The 17,053-nt window shown below is 74.2% G+C and carries 16 protein-coding genes; 9 read left to right on the top strand and 7 right to left on the bottom strand.

All coding sequences use genetic code 11. The features are described from left to right. Positions 1-57: 57 nt before the first annotated feature. Both GA0070564_RS05925 and mqnP read left to right on the top strand, forming a co-directional pair. Entirely contained in the window at positions 58-1,518 is a 1,461-nt protein-coding gene (locus tag GA0070564_RS05925) for a menaquinone biosynthesis decarboxylase (protein WP_091603547.1), read from the top strand. Then, positions 1,518-2,423 carry a menaquinone biosynthesis prenyltransferase MqnP gene (mqnP, locus tag GA0070564_RS05920; RefSeq protein ID WP_091603543.1) on the top strand — a complete coding sequence of 302 codons (906 nt, stop codon included), beginning with the start codon at positions 1,518-1,520 and terminating at the stop codon, positions 2,421-2,423. Before GA0070564_RS05925 ends, mqnP begins: the two co-directional genes overlap by 1 nt. Here the strand turns inward: mqnP and GA0070564_RS05915 are convergent. After that, the gene (locus GA0070564_RS05915; RefSeq protein ID WP_091603540.1) at positions 2,398-3,384 is read right to left on the bottom strand and encodes a terpene synthase family protein; all 987 of its coding nucleotides are present in this window, start codon (positions 3,382-3,384) and stop codon (positions 2,398-2,400) included. The genes mqnP and GA0070564_RS05915 overlap by 26 nt on opposite strands. 109 nt (positions 3,385-3,493) lie before the next feature. Here GA0070564_RS05915 and GA0070564_RS05910 point away from each other — a divergent pair, with 109 nt between their 5' ends. Next, positions 3,494-4,123 carry a UbiX family flavin prenyltransferase gene (locus GA0070564_RS05910; RefSeq protein WP_091603537.1) on the top strand — a complete coding sequence of 210 codons (630 nt, stop codon included), beginning with the start codon at positions 3,494-3,496 and terminating at the stop codon, positions 4,121-4,123. Between the two features lie 65 nt (positions 4,124-4,188). On the opposite strand, the gene GA0070564_RS05905 is transcribed toward GA0070564_RS05910, so the two are convergent. After that, a complete protein-coding gene (locus GA0070564_RS05905; RefSeq protein WP_091603534.1) occupies positions 4,189-4,455 on the bottom strand; it encodes a BldC family transcriptional regulator in 267 nt (88 codons plus the stop codon). Positions 4,456-4,723: 268 nt separating this feature from the next. Here GA0070564_RS05905 and GA0070564_RS05900 point away from each other — a divergent pair, with 268 nt between their 5' ends. The 3 genes from GA0070564_RS05900 to cds1 all read left to right on the top strand — a co-directional run bounded on the left by GA0070564_RS05900 (position 4,724) and on the right by cds1 (position 7,588). Continuing rightward, entirely contained in the window at positions 4,724-5,182 is a 459-nt protein-coding gene (locus tag GA0070564_RS05900) for an Lrp/AsnC family transcriptional regulator (protein WP_091603531.1), read from the top strand. Positions 5,183-5,628: 446 nt separating this feature from the next. Then, entirely contained in the window at positions 5,629-6,486 is an 858-nt protein-coding gene (locus GA0070564_RS05895; protein WP_091603529.1) for an SDR family NAD(P)-dependent oxidoreductase, read from the top strand. Between the two features lie 10 nt (positions 6,487-6,496). After that, complete coding sequence (cds1, locus tag GA0070564_RS05890) at positions 6,497-7,588, top strand: L-cysteine desulfhydrase Cds1 (RefSeq protein ID WP_091603526.1); 1,092 nt, start codon at positions 6,497-6,499, stop codon at positions 7,586-7,588. A 25-nt stretch (positions 7,589-7,613) separates the two neighbouring features. Here the strand turns inward: cds1 and GA0070564_RS05885 are convergent, their stop codons facing one another. From GA0070564_RS05885 to GA0070564_RS05870, 4 genes are all read right to left on the bottom strand, one after another. After that, the gene (locus GA0070564_RS05885; protein ID WP_091604636.1) at positions 7,614-8,234 is read right to left on the bottom strand and encodes a putative glycolipid-binding domain-containing protein; all 621 of its coding nucleotides are present in this window, start codon (positions 8,232-8,234) and stop codon (positions 7,614-7,616) included. A 135-nt stretch (positions 8,235-8,369) separates the two neighbouring features. Next, positions 8,370-10,166: a DEAD/DEAH box helicase gene (locus GA0070564_RS05880; protein WP_091603523.1), complete on the bottom strand. Its 1,797-nt coding sequence runs from the start codon at positions 10,164-10,166 to the stop codon at positions 8,370-8,372. Between the two features lie 221 nt (positions 10,167-10,387). Further along, positions 10,388-11,857 (bottom strand): hypothetical protein, encoded by a 1,470-nt coding sequence (locus GA0070564_RS29775; RefSeq protein WP_091603520.1) that lies wholly within the window; start codon positions 11,855-11,857, stop codon positions 10,388-10,390. Between the two features lie 114 nt (positions 11,858-11,971). Further along, positions 11,972-13,729 (bottom strand): C40 family peptidase, encoded by a 1,758-nt coding sequence (locus GA0070564_RS05870; RefSeq protein ID WP_091603517.1) that lies wholly within the window; start codon positions 13,727-13,729, stop codon positions 11,972-11,974. A 239-nt stretch (positions 13,730-13,968) separates the two neighbouring features. Here GA0070564_RS05870 and mqnE point away from each other — a divergent pair, with 239 nt between their 5' ends. The 3 genes from mqnE to GA0070564_RS05855 all read left to right on the top strand — a co-directional run bounded on the left by mqnE (position 13,969) and on the right by GA0070564_RS05855 (position 16,000). After that, a complete protein-coding gene (gene mqnE, locus GA0070564_RS05865; RefSeq protein WP_091603515.1) occupies positions 13,969-15,138 on the top strand; it encodes an aminofutalosine synthase MqnE in 1,170 nt (389 codons plus the stop codon). 26 nt (positions 15,139-15,164) lie between these two features. Further along, positions 15,165-15,623: a hypothetical protein gene (locus GA0070564_RS05860; RefSeq protein ID WP_091603512.1), complete on the top strand. Its 459-nt coding sequence runs from the start codon at positions 15,165-15,167 to the stop codon at positions 15,621-15,623. A gap of 95 nt (positions 15,624-15,718) precedes the next feature. Beyond that, complete coding sequence (locus GA0070564_RS05855; RefSeq protein WP_091603509.1) at positions 15,719-16,000, top strand: DUF4229 domain-containing protein; 282 nt, start codon at positions 15,719-15,721, stop codon at positions 15,998-16,000. A gap of 66 nt (positions 16,001-16,066) precedes the next feature. Here the strand turns inward: GA0070564_RS05855 and GA0070564_RS05850 are convergent, their stop codons facing one another. Beyond that, entirely contained in the window at positions 16,067-16,936 is an 870-nt protein-coding gene (locus GA0070564_RS05850) for a septum formation family protein (RefSeq protein WP_176730552.1), read from the bottom strand. Positions 16,937-17,053: the final 117 nt, after the last annotated feature.

Raw genomic sequence — 17,053 nt, 5'->3', positions numbered from 1 at the left:
TTACATCACAGGCCCCGGCGTGGGCGGAGTGGCCGGGGGTGCGGGAGACTTGCGGGCATGGCGGCTCGTGGCTTCCCGTACACCGATCTCAAGGACTTCCTCGCGGCCCTGGAACGGGCGGGCGAGCTGCGGCGGGTCAGCGTCCCGGTCGACCCCACCCTGGAGATCAGCGAGATCGTCACCCGGACGGTCCGGGCCGACGGGCCGGCGCTGCTCTTCGAGCACCCCACCCGGGGCGAGATGCCGGTGGCGATCAACCTGTTCGGCACCGAGAAGCGGATGGCGATGGCGCTCGGCGTCGACTCGCTCGACGAGATCGGCGACCGGATCGGCGCGCTGATCAAGCCGGAGCTGCCGGTCGGCTGGTCCGGCATCCGCGAGGGCCTGGGCAAGGTCATGCAGCTCAAGTCGGTGCCCCCGCGCAAGGTGAAGACCGCCCCCTGCCAGCAGGTGGTCTACCGGGGCGACGACGTCGACCTGAACAAGCTGCCCGGCCTGCAGGTCTGGCCCGGCGACGGCGGGATCTTCCACAACTACGGGCTGACCCACACCAAGCACCCGGAGACCGGCAAGCGCAACCTGGGCCTCTACCGGCTCCAGCAGCACGGCCGGAACACCCTCGGCATGCACTGGCAGATCCACAAGGACTCCACCGCGCACCACGCCGTCGCCGAGCGGCTCGGCCAGCGGCTCCCGGTCGCCATCGCCATCGGCTGTGACCCGGTCGTCTCGTACGCGGCCTCCGCGCCGCTCCCCGGTGACATCGACGAATACCTGTTCGCCGGCTTCCTGCGGGGCGAACGGGTCGAGATGGTCGACTGCCTCACCGTGCCGTTGCAGGTCCCGGCGCACGCCCAGATCGTCCTGGAGGGCTACCTGGAGCCCGGCGAGCGGCTCCCCGAGGGCCCGTTCGGTGACCACACCGGCTTCTACACCCCGGTCGAGCCGTTCCCGGTGCTGCACGTCGAGACGATGACCATGCAGCGCGAGCCGGTCTACCACTCGATCGTCACCTCGAAGCCGCCGCAGGAGGACCACGGCCTCGGCAAGGCCACCGAGCGGATCTTCCAGCCGCTGCTCAAGCTGATGATTCCGGACATCGTCGACTACGACCTGCCGGCCGCCGGGGTGTTCCACAACTGCGCGATCGTGTCGATCCGCAAGCGCTACCCGAAGCACGCGCAGAAGGTGATGAACGCGATCTGGGGCGCCCACCTCATGTCGCTGACCAAGCTGATCGTGATCGTCGATGAGGACTGCGACGTGCACGACTACAACGAGGTCGCCTTCCGCGCCTTCGGCAACGTCGACTACGCCCGCGACCTGCTCCTCACCGAGGGCCCGGTGGACCACCTCGACCACTCGTCGTACCAGCAGTTCTGGGGCGGCAAGGCGGGCGTGGACGCCACCCGCAAGCTGCCCGCCGAGGGCTACACCCGCGGCTGGCCGGAGGAGATGACCATGTCGCCGGAGGTCACCTCCCTGGTCGACAAGCGCTGGAAGGAGTACGGGATCTGATGGCCACCGCCGTCGCGGAGCGGCCCGGCCGGGTCACCTCCTTCCTCAAGCTGGTCGCGATCGAGCACTCGGTCTTCGCCCTGCCCTTCGCGTACCTGTCGGCGCTGACCGCCATGCAGGTGAACGGCGGACGGGTCCGCTGGCTCGACCTGCTGCTGATCACCGTGGCGATGGTCGGCGCGCGGACGTTCGCCATGGCCGCCAACCGGATCCTCGACCGGCGGATCGACGCCCGGAACCCGCGTACCGCGAACCGGGAACTGGTCACCGGGGCGGTGAGCGTCCGCACGGCCTGGACCGGCGCGGCCGTCGCGCTGGTGGTCTTCCTGGCCGCCGCCGCCCTGCTCAACCCGCTCTGCCTGGTGCTCGCGCCGCTCGCGGTGATCCCGCTGGTCGTCTACCCGTACGGCAAGCGGTTCACCAACTGGCCGCACGCCATCCTCGCCATCGCCCAGGCGGTCGGACCGGTCGGCGCCTGGCTCGCGGTCACCGGCACCCTCGACGGCTCCTGGCCGGCCTGGCTGCTCGGCGCCGCCGTCGGCCTGTGGATCGGCGGCTTCGACCTGATCTACGCCTGCCAGGACTCCGAGATCGACCGGGAGATCGGCGTGCGCAGCGTCCCGGCCCGCTACGGCCGGCGCTTCGCGCTGCACGCCTCCACCGTCGCGCACGTGATCACCTTCGCGTTGTTCATCTGGTTCGGCGCGCTGGTCGGCTTCGGCTGGCTCTGGTGGATCGGGCTGGCGTTCACCGCCGTCGCCTTCGGCTACCAGCACCTGGTGGTCAGCCCGACCGACCTGAGCAAGGTCAACCGGGCGTTCTTCACCGCCAACGGCTTCGTCGGCATCGCGCTGTTCGTCTTCGCCCTGCTCGACCTGGTCATCCGCCTCGGGTTGCGGGGCTGACGGGCCCGGTGGGATAGCGGGCGCTCTCCAGCGTCCACTCGATGGTGCCGCGCACCGCCGCGGCCACCCCGTCGAGATGGTCGGTGACCGCCTCGTCCAGCCCCGGACCGAACGACGGCACGGCGGCGCGCAGCGCCACGAACTCGCGCATCGTCTCCCGCCAGCGCGCCGCCGCCAGGTCGACCGCCGCCTCCGGGTCGACCCCGTGCTCGGTCGCCAGCGCCAGCACCAGGTTGTGCCCGCCGGCGGTCGCCCGGTCCCGCTCCAGCGAGGCGATGTCGTTGTACCAGGAGAGCAGGTCGTTGCCGAGGTCGGCGAGGCGACGCAGCCGCGGATGGTGGTAGACCGGGTCCGGCAGCGGCCGGCCGGTCACGAACTCCACCAGCGGGTACGACACGTACGCCGCCGAGGTGGCCCGGCGCAGCGCCACGTACTCGGCCACCCCGGGGCGGCGCCCCGCCTCCTTCGCCGCGGCCTCCCGCCGGACGCCGTGCAGGTGGTGGCCGACCGCGTCGGCGAACCGCACCCGCCAGCGGACCGGCATCCGCCGGCGCGGCTCCCGCCAGGCCTGCACCAGCAGCCGGCGCAGCGGACCGGTGAACGCCGGATGGCGGGCCCGCGGTCCGTCGCGCAGCACGGCGAGCACGCCGTCCCGCAGCCGGCGGATCTGGTCGGACGTGAACCGGGCCGGGCCGTCGCAGGCGTCGTCGACCAGGAAGAACCAGGTGAACAGCAGGCTCAGCACCCGCAGGTCGGCCTCGGTGGCGGCCGGGTAGAGGCGGGCCGCGTACCTGGCGAAGCCGGCCTCGGCCAGCCGGGTGCGGGCCGCGGCGTCCACCGGCAGGCCGTGCCGGTGGAGCTGCCCGACCAACCACTCCTGCACCCGGTCGGCGTGCGGGGAGATCCGGGCCGGAACGGGACACTCGGTGCGCAGCGACTCCAGAACCGCTCCGCCGGTCACCGGCCACTCCTCCGTCGAGGGTCGATCGTCCCCGGCAGCATGGCAGGTCCGCGCGGGTACCGCCGCCCCGGCGCACCCGCACCCGCGGTGACCAGGCACTCTTGACGGCATGCGCGAACCATGGGTGGTGGGGGTCTCCGGTGCGTCCGGCACGCCGTACGCCGCGGCGGTCGTCCGCGGGTTGCTCGACGCCGGTGAGCCGGTCGACCTGATCGTGTCCCGGGCCGCCCGGCTGACGATCCTGGACGAGACCGGCCGGCCGTTCCGCGACGCCCACTGGGCCGACGACCTGGCCGGCTGGCTCGGCCGCGACCTGGCCGACGCCGACGTCCGGCACTGGCCCGCCGGCGACCTCGCGGCCGGCCCGAGCAGCGGCTCCTACCGGGTACGCGGCATGGCGGTCGTGCCGGCGAGCACCGCGGCGTGCGCCGGGATCGCCATCGGCCTGTCCAAGGATCTGTTGCAGCGCGCCGCGGAGGTCAACCTCAAGGAGCGGCGGCCGCTGGTGGTGGTGCCCCGGGAGACCCCGGTGACCCGCAGTCACCTGGAGCACCTGATCGCGCTGCACGACGCCGGGGCGGTGGTGCTGCCGGCCAGTCCGGGTTTCTACGGCGCCGGGGCGTCCGCCTCGGCCCAGCAACTGGTCGACTTCGTCGCCGGCAAGGTGCTCGACGCCCTCGGCGTGCCGCACACCCTGTTCCGTCGCTGGTCCGGTCAGCTCGCCGCCGACCGGTCCTGACCCGCCGGTCTCACCGGTGCGCGGACCGGAGCCTGTCGCCCGGTCCGCGTACCACCCGGCACCACTCAGTACATGCCGGCGTTGGCCGGCCCTGGACCGGTCGAGGCGGTCGGGCCCACGTTGCGTGGCTTGCCCATGTCCTCCGCCTCGTCCAGCATGCCCTCCCCCTCAAGCAGGGCCCGCACCTCGGATTCCCGAAACCGGCGATGCCCGCCTGGAGTCCGGATGCTGCCTATCCGGCCGGCCGCCGCCCATCTCGTCACAGTTTTCGGGTCCACCCGAAACAGCGCGGCGACCTCACCCGGTGTCAGCAGGCGATCTCCAGTGTCCACAGCCCCCTCCTCGCGTCGACGAAGCCCCCGGCTGAACACACTGCCCCCGGCCGGTGCGAGCCCAGAGCCGTCATGAGGGACGTATGGCAATTACAGCACCAGCGACCTGGCCTGTCCGCCAAACGCGAAAAAAGCACTGAGTGGGAAGTTAGTAAATGGTACCGGCGGCGGGGCCCTCCGACTGTGAGTCTGCGAACTGTCACCTGACGTCATGTTCAACGGACACCGAGCGTCCCGCGTTACGCCGTGACCGATAGGGTCACCGTCCGTGGACGCCATCGACCTGAGCCTCGTGGAGCTGCTGCGCGGCAACGCCCGACTGTCCTACGCCGAGCTGGCCAGGCAGGTCGGCCTCTCCGCGCCGGCGGTGCACGAGCGGGTCGGCAAGCTGGAGTCCGGCGGAGTGATCCGGGCGTACCGGGCGGAGGTCGAGCCGGAGGCGATCGGGCTGGGCGTCACCGCCCTGATCGGCATCGTCGAGGACTCCGGCGGCGACGCCGACGACGTGCTCGAGGCGTTTCGGCAGATGCCGGAGATCGAGTCCTGCTACTTCATGGCCGGCGTGGAGTCGTTCCTGCTCAAGGCGCGGGTCGGCACCATCGCCGAGCTGGAGCAGCTGATCGTGCGATTGAACCGGACGCCCGGGGTGGCCTCCACCCGGACCGGGATCGCGCTGTCGACCAAGTGGGAGAACCGCCCCCAGCCCCTCACCCCGCCCGGGGCCTGACCGCGCTGGAGTGCCCGAGCCGCCGGCCCGGCCCGATGGGATCGCTCGCGTTGGAGTCGCCGGACGCCCGGCCCGGCCGAAGTGGGCTGCCCGCTCCACGCTGCGGAGCGTGACATCCCCGCCGCTCCACCGGACCCCTTGCCCCCGCTTTGCTCTGCTGCCCTCGGACGCAACAGCCACCGAGCGTGACCACCGGCGAGGCGGTGTCGAGTTTTGCCGACCCTGGAACCGCTGGTTGGGGTGCTGTTGCGTGGGTGGCAGCAGAGCAAAGCGGGGAGGACGGGTGCACGCTACCGCGCGCGCCGGTGACGCAGGGTGGCTAACGTTTGCGGTCACCCACAGCGACAACAGCGGGCCGTCGCATGAGTGACAGGGCCGGCGGGTCGTCACATGGGGGCCCGTGGGCGCTCTGGCGCGGGCCGGGGCGGTGGCGATACCGTGCGCCGATGAGACCGCCAGCACGCGAGCCGGCGCGGGCAGTGGCCGTCGTGACCGGGGCGGCCGGTGGGCTCGGCCGGGCGATCGCCGCCGCGCTGCACAGCGACGGGTGGGACGTACTCCTGACCGACCTGGACGCCGACGCGGTCCGCGCCGCCGCCGGGCCGCTCGGCGGCTGGTCCCGGGCCCTGGACGTCCGCGACGCGGCGGCCTGCGCCGACGTCGCCGCCGAAGCGGCCGGGCGGGCCGCCGACGGGCTCGGGCTCTGGGTGAACAACGCCGGCATCCTCGCCACCGGCCCGTCCTGGACCCACGACGCGGCGACCCGGCGACGGATCGTCGAGGTCAACGCGCTCGGGGCGATGAACGGCACCCTGGCCGCGCTGGACGTGATGCGCCCGCGCCGGCGCGGCCACGTGCTCAACGTCGTGTCGCTGGCCGGGCTGGTCGCCGCCCCGGGCGAGACCGTCTACGCGGCCAGCAAGCACGCGCTGCTGGCGTTCAGCATCGGCACCCTCGCCGACCTGCGCACGGTCGGCCTGCGGGACGTACACGTGTCCTGCCTGTGCCCGGACGGGATCTGGACGCCGATGCTGCACGACCGGCTGGCCGACCCCGGCGCCGTGGCCTCCTTCACCGGGGCGATGCTCAGCCCGGAACGGGTCGCCGCCCGGGCCGTCCGGCTGGCCCGGCGACCCCGGCCGGTGGTCAGCCTGCCCCGGTGGCGCGGCGCCCAGGTGCGGCTGCTCGACGCCTTCCCCCGGATCGCCCTCGCCCTCCTGCCCGCCGTCCGGGCGGCGGGCCGGGCCGGGCAGCGCCGGCAGCGCCGCCGGGTCGGACCGGACCCGAGCCGACCTCACTTGTAACGTTGCCCGGGTGACACACCTGGACCGGTGCGACGAGGCGGGCCGGACGTGGCTGACCGAGGCGATCGCCACGGTCGAGGCCGACGCCAACCGGTCCGCCGACACCCACCTGCTGCCCTTCCCGCTGCCCCGGGCCTGGGGGATCGACCTCTACCTCAAGGACGAGTCGGTGCACCCCACCGGCTCGCTCAAGCACCGGCTCGCCCGGTCGCTCTTCCTCTACGGCCTCTGCAACGGCTGGATCGGCCCGCAGACCACCATCGTCGAGGCGTCCTCCGGATCGACGGCCGTCTCCGAGGCGTACTTCGCCCGGATGCTCGGGCTGCCGTTCATCGCCGTCATGCCCGCCTCCACGTCACCGGAGAAGATCACCCAGATCGAGTTCCACGGCGGTCGCTGCCACCTCGTCCGCGACCCGGCCAAGGTGGTCATCGAGGCCCGCTGGTTGGCCGAGGACTCCGGCGGCCACTTCATGGACCAGTTCACCTACGCCGAACGGGCCACCGACTGGCGGGGCAACAACAACATCGCCGAGTCGATCTACGCCCAGCTCGCCCTGGAACGGCACCCCGTACCGGCCTGGGTCGTCGTCGGCGCCGGCACCGGCGGCACCAGCGCCACCATCGGCCGGTACGCCCGCTACCGGCGGCTGCCCACCAAACTCTGCGTGGTCGACCCGGAGAACTCCGCCTTCTATCCCGCCTGGCAGGCCGCCGACTGGTCGGTCCGCACCGGCCGGGGCTCCCGGATCGAGGGCATCGGCCGGCCCACCGTCGAGTCGTCCTTCCTGCCCTCGGTCGTGGACCGGATGGTGCAGGTGCCCGACGCCGCCTCGCTGGCCGCCATGCGGGCCGGCTCCCGGGTGCTCGGCCGCAAGGTCGGCGGCTCCACCGGCACCAACCTCTGGGGCGCCTTCGGGTTGATCGCCGAACTGCTCGCCGCCGGCCGGACCGGATCCGTGGTCACCCTGATCTGCGACGCGGGCGACCGCTACGCCGACACCTACTATTCCGACGAGTGGGTCGCCGGACAGGGCCTCGCCCTGACCCCGCACGCCGCCACCATCGACCGCTTCCTGAGCACCGGCGCCTGGCCGGCCTGAGGCGTCCCGGGCCGACCCGACCGCCTCAGCGCGGGTCGGCCCGCTCGGCCAGCCCCGGGTAGCGGACCACCCAGCCCTCCGGGTCCACCTCCAGCTCCGCGGTGAAGGTGTCGCTGGCGAAGCGCACCCGACCCGACCCGAGCGACGTGTACGTCTGCTCCGCCGGTACGACCACCAGGCTCGGCACCAGCACCCACGCCACCGTCAGCCGCCGCTCGGGCTGCCCCGCCGCCCGGTGCAACCCCAGTCGCCGGATCGGCAGCGAGTTGAACAGCGGAGAACCGCCCAGGTCGACGTCGACCGCGTCGGCCAGCCGGTCCGGGTCGTCGGTGCCGGGCAGCCCGGCCGGCGGATGCCCCGCCGCCCGCAGCGCCCGGTCCAGGTCACCCTCCTCGCCGGTGGTCACCCGCCACCGGTCGGTCGCCCGCTCCAGGCGTACGCTCCGCCGCCAGCCGGCCCCCTCGACCTCGACCTCCAGTCGGCCGGTCGTCCCGTCCGGCCCGGCGGTGAGCCGGTAGCGGCAGGTGAAGGCGAGCGGGTCGACGGCCAGGATCGTGCCCTGGGCGGTGAGCCCACTCCCGTCGTCCAGAGTGACGTGCTCCGCGCCGGTGGTGTCCGTGCGGGTCCAGAAGAGCGACTTCGGCATCGTCGGCATGAGCCGGACGTTACGCCTGATCCCCGACACCGGCAGCGGATGCGCCGACGCCGCCGCGGAACCAGGGTTCCACGGCGGCGTCGAAGGTCAGGCACCGGCGTCGGCCGGGCCGGTCACGCGGATCGTTCAGTGGGTGCGGGCCGGTGCCCGGCCGCCGAAGCCACGCCGGTCGTCACGCCCACGGTCATCGGCGCGGAAACCACCCCGGCCGTCCCGGTCGGCGAACCGGCGCTCACCGGCCGGGCGGTCGGCCGCGAAACCGCGCTCGCCCCGGCCGTCGCGCTCGCCGTAGGGGCGGGGCGCCCGGTCGCCGTAGGGACGGCCACCGTCCCGGTCGCCGTACGCGCGGGGGGCGCGGTCGCCGTACCCGCCGCGGGTGTCCCGGTCGCCGTAGCCGCCGCGGGTGTCCCGGTCGCCGTAGCCCCGGTCGCCGGTCGGGCGGTCGCCGTAGCGCCGGTCACCGGTCGGGCGGTCGCCGTACGAGCGGCGGTCACCGGCCGGGCGGTCGCCGTACGAGCCGCGGTCGCCCGCGGGCCGGTCGCCGTAGCCGCGCGGGCCCCGGTCACCGAAGGAACGCGGGCCACGGTCCCGGTCGCCGAAGCGGCGCTGCCCGGACGGGCGGTCGCCGTGCCGACGCGGCTCCGGCTCCTCGCGGACCGGCACGCCACTGGGCTCCCGGGCGCCGGTCAGCTCGGCCAGTGCCGGGTCACCGACCCGGACCCGGGTCTCCGCCGGCTCCACCCCGGCCTTCTCCAGCATGGCGAGCGTGGTCCGCCGCTGCTTCGGCAGCACCAGCGTGGCAACCGCGCCGGACTCGCCGGCCCGGGCGGTGCGACCCGCGCGGTGCAGGTAGTCCTTCGGGTCCTTGGGCGGGTCGACGTGCAGCACCAGCGAGACGCCGTCCACGTGGATGCCCCGGGCCGCCACGTCCGTGGCGACCAGCACGTTCATCCGGCCCTCCTTGAACTCGGCGAGGGTCTTGGTACGCATCCGCTGGGTCTTGCCGCCGTGCAGCCCACCGGCGCGTACGCCCACCGCCGCGAGCTGCTCGACCAGCCGGTCGACGCCCAGCTGGGTACGGGCGAAGACCATCGTCCGGCCGTCCCGGGCGGCGATCGACGCGGCGACCGGGAACTTGTCGTGCGGCGGGATCAGCAGCATGTGGTGGTCCATGGTGGACACCGACGCGGTCGACGGGGCGGTCGAGTGGGTCACCGGGTCGGTCATGAACCGCTTGACCAGCGCGTCGACGTCACCGTCCAGGGTGGCCGAGAAGAGCAGCCGCTGGCTGCCCGCCGGCGTCTTCGCCAGCAGCTCGGTCACCTCGGGCAGGAAGCCCATGTCGGCCATCTGGTCGGCCTCGTCCAGCACGGTCACCTCGATGTCGTCGAGGTTGCACACGCCCCGGGAGATCAGGTCGCCGAGCCGGCCCGGCGTCGCCACGATGATCTCCACGCCGCGGCGCAGCGCGTCGATCTGCCGGTCGTACGGCACACCGCCGACGGCGGTCTTGAGGAAGATGCCGACGGACTTGCCGAGCGGCAGCAGCGCGTCGTTGACCTGCATGGCCAGCTCGCGGGTCGGCACCAGCACCAGGGCGCGCGGGTGCAGCGGCCGGGCCCGGTTGAGCTCGGCGAGCCGGGCGATGATCGGCAGCCCGAAGGCCAGGGTCTTGCCGGAGCCGGTCTGACCGCGGCCGAGGACGTCCCGGCCGGCCAGCGCGTCCGGCAGGGTGGCGCGCTGGATCTCGAACGGCGCGGTGATGCCCTGCCGGGCCAGCGCACGGACCAGCTGGTCCGGCAGGCCGAGGGCGGCGAAGTCGGGGGAGTCGGCGCCCTCGGGACGCTGCTCCACGGGGGTGGCCGGGGCCACCGGGGAGTCGGAGACGGACGGGGACATGCCGAGGTCAGCAGAGCTGGTCAAGTAAAACCTTTCGGGCGGGGCGCATCTTCGCGATGGCCCGCCGCGGCTCACCGCCGCCGAATCGCCCGCAAGATCGCCCATGGGCGCGTCGAACGCGCGCCGGGTCAGTGATCCCCACCAGTGTACGGCGGCCCGGCGAACCGGCCAGCCGACCTCGAGCCGACAGTGGGCGGGCTCACCATGGCCGCAGGTCGTGCCGGGGCGGCGCCGACCGGGCCGGGTCAGCGGGCCAGGACGTTGCCGACCAGCCCGTCCAGCGCGTCGTTGGCCAGGAAGAGGACGAGCACGCTGATCGCCACCAGCAGGGCGAGCGAGGCGGCCAGGACCACCACCACCCGTACCGTCCGGGAGCGGGTGGTGGTCGGTTCCTCCGCCCAGCCCTGGGCCAGGATGTGGCCGGTCAGCGAGCCGGAGTTCTCCACCGGGTTGCCGGCCGGGAAGGAGACCGTCGCGTGGCCCGGGCCCTCGGTGCCGCCGTACACGGTGCTGGCCAGGTCCGGTCCGCCCCGGTACGGGGGCCGTCCGGCGGGCGGGGCGGGCGGCGACCAGGAGGGGCGGGCGGTGGCGGCGGGCGCCGAGGGCCCGCCGGCCGCGGTCCGTTGGCCGGTCGGGTTGGTGGGCGGGGGCCACGCGGGCAGCGCCGGGGCCGGCACCACCGGTGGCGCGGACACCGGGGGTACGACGGCGGGCGCGGAGGCCACGGACGCCGTGCCCCGGGGCATGGCGGAGGCCGGCGGCGGCGGGAACGGCGGCGCGGGCATCGGCCCGGGCGGGGCGGGCGGGCCGGGGATCGGCGGCCCGGGCGGCGGGGCGGGCGGGCCGGGCAGCGGTGGGACCGGGCCGGGCGGGGTGGGACCCGGGCGCGGCGGACCGGGAACCGGGCCGGGCGGCACGGGCACCGGCGCCGGCTCGGGCCTCGGAGGCTCCGGTGCGGGCGGCATCGGACCCGGCACGGGGGCGGGCGCCGGCTCCGGTTCGGGGGTGGGTGGGTTGGGCGGCTGGACGGGCTCGGGCGGCTGCACGGGCTCCGGCGGCGCGGGCTCGACCGGGCCGCTGCGATAGACGGTGGCGCCGGACTGGGCCGTGGCGGCCGGCGCGGAGTCGGCCGGGGAGATCCGGTTCAGCCCGGGAACCGAGGCGGTGGCCCGGGCGGCACCGCCACCCCGTCGCTGTTCCGGCACCGCCGACGGCTCGGGTCGCCCACCGGCCGCCTCCGGGCCTTCGCTGCCGCTGCCGCTGCCGCTGCCGCTGCCGGGCCGGGCGGTGCTGCCGCTGTCGCTCTCGGGCTGCGCGCTGCCGCCACCGGCGCTCCCGGCGGGCTGCTCGGCGCTGCCGAAGGCGGACCAGCTGCCCGGTTCGCTCACGGTGGCGCCGGGGCGGCGGCGCTCCAACGGCGCGACCGCCGGAGCCCGCGAAGCGACCGGACTCGCCGGGGGCGCGGGCGCGTCGGGAGCCGCCGTGGTCGGGGCGCCGGCCCGGTAGGTGGTGGCGGTCGCCCGCCCGCCCGGCACGGCGCCGTCGGCCGGGGCCTCGGCGCCGGCCACACTCACCCGTCCGCGGGCCGGTGCGGCGGCCGGTGCCGCGCTGACCGGGCGTACGGCGGCAAGAGGCTGGTCGTGACCGTCCGGCGCCGGTCCGGCCGGCACGGGATCCCGGTCCACGGTCTCCGCCGCAACCTCATGCTCACCCATGCCCGACCTCCGCGCCCATGCCCGCTACCGGACCGGTGGCGCCGGCCCGGGAGTGCCTGAGTGTCACGGTGCCACATTCCGGCCGTACCGCACAGTCGGAGTGGGCGGTTGGGCTCAGCCGCCGGTGCCGGTGCTGGTCGACGGCTCCGACGACGTGCTGTCCGACGGGGCGACGCTGGTGCTGCCCGCCGGGGCGACGCTGCTGGTCTGCACCGGACTCGGCTCGTTGGTGGTCTCCGCCGGGCTGGGCTCGGTGGTGGTCTGCACCGGGCTCGGCGCGGTGGACGTCTGCGTCGGGCCGGGCTCGGTGGTGGTCGGGGCGCTGGTGCTGGGAGCCGGCGCCGAGGAGCTGGGCGGGGTGGTCGGCGTGCCGCTCGGGCTCGGGGTGGAGGAGCCGGTGGGGCTCGGCGTGGGAGCAGGCGTCGGAGTGCTGCCCCCGGTCGGGGTCGGGCTGGTGGTGCCGCCCGGCGACGTGGTGCGGCTCGGGGTCGGCTTCGGCGAGGCGGGCCGGCTCGGCGTGGGCGTCGGGGTCGCGCTGCGGGTGGGGGTCGGGGTCGGGACCGTGGTCGGCGACCCGCCCGGGGTGCCGGGCACGACGGGCAGCGGAGCCGCCGGCCCGTTCACCGCCCCGACGACCCGGGTGGCGGCGTAGAGGCGGGACCAGCGGACGGTGGAGATCTTGACCAGCTCGCCCGTCCGGGGCGCCTCGACCATCTTGCCGCCGCCGATGTACATCGCCATGTGGTGGACCGTGGTCCAGCTGCTGCCCGAGGCGAAGAAGAGCAGGTCGCCCGGGAGCAGGGCAGACGGGTCGACGGTGCGGCCCCGGGTCGCGTAGTACTGGTCGCGGGCGACCCGCGGCAGGCCGTAGTAGCCGGCCGAACGGTACGCCGCCCAGACCAGTCCGGAGCAGTCGAACGCGTCCGGCCCCTCCTCGGCCCAGACGTACGGATCGCCGACCTGGGCCAGCGCGTACCGGACGGCGGCCAGCGCCTGCGGGTGGGCGGTCAGGCCGCCGACGTTGCGCCCGACACCGGTCGGACCGTCGAGGTAGCCCGCGCCGATCCGCTGCTCGACGACGTCCTGCTGCTGCTCGATCCGGGTCAGCTGGGCGGCGTTGTCCCGGCGCAGACTGACCAGGCGGGTCTCCTGGGAGCGCAGCGAGCGCTGGGCGGCGGCGAACTGCTCGGCGACGTTGCGGTCCCGGTCCTGGGCGGCGGCGTACGCCTGGTCGGCCACCTGCGCGGCGGCTCGGGCCCGGGTCAGCTCGCCGGAGGTGCCGGTGGTCGTCGGCTCGGTCCGCTCGCCGCGGGTCAGGCGCTGGAACGCGGTGAGGTCCTGGAGGTTGCGGGCGAAGGCGCCGGGCGGCAGGGCGGCGGCCTCCTTCAGCGCCGACGCGGCGGCCTCGTCGGCCTGCGCCTGCGCCTTGGCCAGCGCCTCCTGGGCGGCGGCGCGGTTGCGCTCGGCGTCGGCGAGCTGGGTGGCGGTCTCGGCGCGCTGCTGGCGCAACGTGATCAACTGGTCGCCGAGGCTCCCCACCTGGGCGTCGACCGCGTTGATCAGGGCGAGCAGCGGGGCGTCGGCCGGGTTGGCCACCGGCGCCGCCGGATTGGTGGCGGGCCGGCCGCCGACCGGGGCGGGAGCGTCGGAGACGGCGGCCCCGGTGCCGGGAAGCAGCAGCGAGCCGGTGGCGAGCGGCCGGGAACCGGCGTCGGGCACGGTGTCCGGCAGGGCGGGTTCGGCGTACGCGGGGCTGGCGATCACGGCGGCCACGATCGCACCGAGCAGTGCCGACCAGAGCCGGGGACGGAGGACCGGCGAGATCACCGGGCTCCGTCGACGCTGCCCTGGCCCGTGCCCGCTGTCGACCATTCCGCTCCCCGTCCGGCGTGGTGTCGCCGCGTCCGGTGGGCACGGCGGAGGGAGGCTACCAGTGTGTGTCGCCTCCCCGATCTGTCTTACCTCACGGACGCAGGGATGTCGATGTGCGGAGGGTGACGATGCACCGGAGAAGCGGTGAACTGGGTCGCTGCGCGCGCCCGGGGCGTCGGTTCGTCGGATGTCCGACGTAGGCTCGACCGGGACCGCAGGTGGAAGGGACGTGGCTTTCGATGGACGCCGGACTCAAGCGTGAGCTCGAAGCGAAGGTGTACGCCGGGGAGCGGCTGACCCGGGAGGACGGGATCGCCCTCTACGACAGTGACGACCTCTCCTGGTTGGGGCGGCTGGCGCACCACAGGCGCACCGAGCTGAACGGCGACCGGGTGATGTTCAACGTCAACCGGCACCTCAACCTCACCAACGTCTGCTCCGCGTCCTGCGCGTACTGCTCGTTCCAGCGCAAGCCGGGCGAGAAGGACGCGTACACGATGCGGATCGACGAGGCGGTCCGCAAGGCCAAGGAGATGGAGGACGAGCAGCTCACCGAGTTGCACATCGTCAACGGCCTGCACCCGACGCTGCCCTGGCGCTACTACCCCAAGGTGCTGCGCGAGCTGAAGGCGGCGCTGCCGAACGTCAAGCTCAAGTGCTTCACCGCCACCGAGGTGCAGTGGTTCGAGAAGATCAGCGGCCTGAGCGCCGACGAGATCCTCGACGAGCTGATGGACGCCGGCCTGGAGTCGCTCACCGGCGGCGGCGCGGAGATCTTCGACTGGGAGGTCCGGCAGCACATCGTCGACCACGAGTGCCACTGGGAGGACTGGTCGCGGATCCACCGACTGGCCCACTCGAAGGGGATGAAGACCCCGGCGACGATGCTCTACGGCCACATCGAGGAGCCCCGGCACCGGGTCGACCACGTGCTGCGGCTGCGTGAGCTCCAGGACGAGACCGGCGGCTTCGCGGTCTTCATCCCGCTGCGTTACCAGCACGACTTCGTCGACTCCGCCGACGGCAAGATCCGCAACCGGATCCAGGCACGGACCACGATGGCGTCGCCGGCCGAGTCGCTGAAGACCTTCGCGGTCTCCCGGCTGCTCTTGGACAACGTCCCGCACCTGAAGAACTTCTGGGTGATGCACGGTCTGTCGGTGGCCCAGCTCTCGCTGAACTTCGGCGTGGACGACCTGGACGGCTCGGTCGTCGAATACAAGATCACCCACGACGCCGACTCGTACGGCACGCCGAACACGATGCACCGGGACGACCTGCTGCACCTGATCTGGGACGCCGGCTTCCGGCCGGTCGAGCGGAACACCCGCTACGAGGTCGTCCGCGAGTACGACGCCGCCCCGACCCTGGCCGAGCGGCGCGCCGAGCCGCAGCAGGTCTGGGCCTGAGCCGCCCGGCGTATCCTCCTCGCACGATGACCGAGCAGCAGCGGAACCGGACCGCCGACGGCACCGGGCAGCAGCCCGGCGGCTTTCCCCGCCGGGACAGCCACGGGCGCGTCCTCACCCTGGGCGACCTGCTCGGGATCAGCCTGGCCGGTTGGTTCATCGGGGTGCTGGCGCTGGTGCTCTTCGACTGGGCCTTCGCCGGCCTGGGCGCGGGGTCGTTCGGGCACACCAACGGCTGGTTGGCGATCATCCTGCCGGCGTGGCTGTTCTGGGACGACTTCCGGGCTTGGGAGTTCGGCGCGGCCCGGGTGGTCGCGGCCCTGGTCGCCGCCGCGCTCGCGGTGCTGGGCGGGCTGCTGGTCGCGGGGTTCGCGGCCGGCCTGGCGCCGCTGGCCACCGGCGGTCTCGCCGCCGCGGCCTTCACCCTGGTGTACGCGGTGGTGTGGTTCCGGGGCGTGCACTGGCTGGCCCGGCGGACGGGCTGAACGAATCGCCCGGCGAGGGCGCGACGGCTGGCCCGGCGACGGGCCGAACGAACCTGGGCCCGGGGTGACCGGGCGTGGACGAACGGAGTGGGCACGTGAGCGCGGCGGTCAAGTACACGCTGGGCCGGATCGGGTTGTTCGTCGTCGTGCTGGCGGCCCTCTGGTTCGTCGAGATGAACATCTTCCTGCGGCTGATGCTGGCGCTGGTCTTCTCCGCCGCGCTCTCGTTCTTCCTGCTCAAGGGCTGGCGGGACGAGATGGCCGGCGAGATGGCCGAGGCGGCGGTCCGCCGGCGGGCCGACAAGGAGCGGCTGCGGTCCGCGCTGGCCGGCGACGACCAGCCCACCGACGGCGAGCCCGGCGACCGCCGCGACTGACCGCCGGGGCGGGCTTCGGATCAGCCCGCGCGACCGACCGTCGGGCGGGCTTCGACCGGCCCAGGATCAGCCCTCGAGCGGGCGGCTCATCGTCCGGTACTCGCCGGACCAGTAGAAGCACCGGATCCCGCGGTCGCCGCGCTGCCAGGCCCCCGGCGAGGGCAGCCGGTACATCGTGCCGGAGCCGGGAACCGGCCGCTCGTCCGCCGTGCCCCGAACCCGCCGGGCGATCACCTGCTGGCAGTGGTTGTAGATCACTTCCGGGTCGCGGCCGGCCCATTCGTAGGTGCCCTCCGGCGCGGTCCAGATCCCGACGTACTCGAAGTGGTGCGCCCTGGCGCAGGGGACCGGCGCCAGGTTCTCCCACCTGTCCTCGTCGAAGCAGGCGAACCGCAGCGGTGACGGCCGGGTGAGCACCCCGCGCAACGAACCGGTGCGCTGGGTGGCGAAGTCGTCAGGGTTTCGTCTGCTGGAACTGCCGTCGATGCTGGACAGGGTGAACAGGTCGCAGCGGTACCAGCGGCTTCCCGCAGTCCAGTCCCGCGGCTCGGGGGTGACCAGTCGCAGCGACATCAGCGCGCCCCGCCAGTCGGCCCCGGCGTAGGCGGTCGCCCGGGCGTCGCAGGCCTTGAACGCGGTCCGCCTGTCGGCCGAGCCGGCCGGGGGAGGCGTGGTCCGTCCGGCGGCCGCGCCGGTGAACGTACCGACATGGACGGTCTCGGTGCGGTGGACCTCAGCGCAGTCCACCGGCGCGTACGCGAAGCGGTAGCCGACGTTCTCGACCTCCCGGTGGCAGGCACCGGCCACCGGGACGAACGGCGCGGCGGAGGCGCTCTCCCACTTCGGTGTGGCGCCGGCGTCGGTCGGGCCGGCGCAGCCGGTCACCAGGGTGGCCAGCAGCAGCCCGAGTGCCGTACCGCGGAGTCGACGTCGCATCCCGTCCCCGTCCTGTGTGTCCCGACAGCCGGCACAGCGTAGGGCAATCCCCGCACTTCCCGCGGTCCCGTCGGCGCCCGATCCGGCGGGTGGGGCCTGCGCCGTCGCCTGCGGGGC

This window comes from Micromonospora mirobrigensis (assembly GCF_900091555.1).
GTDB lineage: Bacteria > Actinomycetota > Actinomycetes > Mycobacteriales > Micromonosporaceae > Micromonospora > Micromonospora mirobrigensis.
Note: the sequence above shows the minus strand (reverse complement) of the source record. Positions and strands in the feature narration are given on the sequence as shown.

What these genes read in the sequence shown, in the direction of transcription:
- GA0070564_RS05895 (WP_091603529.1), top strand. Translation starts at nt 5,629, where the DNA reads ATGAGACCGCCAGCACGCGAGCCGGCGCGGGCAGTGGCCGTCGTGACC.
- GA0070564_RS05870 (WP_091603517.1), bottom strand. Translation starts at nt 13,729, where the DNA reads ATGGTCGACAGCGGGCACGGGCCAGGGCAGCGTCGACGGAGCCCGGTG.
- GA0070564_RS05850 (WP_176730552.1), bottom strand. Translation starts at nt 16,936, where the DNA reads ATGCGACGTCGACTCCGCGGTACGGCACTCGGGCTGCTGCTGGCCACC.
- GA0070564_RS05910 (WP_091603537.1), top strand. Translation starts at nt 3,494, where the DNA reads ATGCGCGAACCATGGGTGGTGGGGGTCTCCGGTGCGTCCGGCACGCCG.
- GA0070564_RS29775 (WP_091603520.1), bottom strand. Translation starts at nt 11,857, where the DNA reads ATGGGTGAGCATGAGGTTGCGGCGGAGACCGTGGACCGGGATCCCGTG.
- mqnP (WP_091603543.1), top strand. Translation starts at nt 1,518, where the DNA reads ATGGCCACCGCCGTCGCGGAGCGGCCCGGCCGGGTCACCTCCTTCCTC.
- GA0070564_RS05925 (WP_091603547.1), top strand. Translation starts at nt 58, where the DNA reads ATGGCGGCTCGTGGCTTCCCGTACACCGATCTCAAGGACTTCCTCGCG.
- GA0070564_RS05860 (WP_091603512.1), top strand. Translation starts at nt 15,165, where the DNA reads ATGACCGAGCAGCAGCGGAACCGGACCGCCGACGGCACCGGGCAGCAG.
- mqnE (WP_091603515.1), top strand. Translation starts at nt 13,969, where the DNA reads ATGGACGCCGGACTCAAGCGTGAGCTCGAAGCGAAGGTGTACGCCGGG.
- GA0070564_RS05885 (WP_091604636.1), bottom strand. Translation starts at nt 8,234, where the DNA reads ATGCCGAAGTCGCTCTTCTGGACCCGCACGGACACCACCGGCGCGGAG.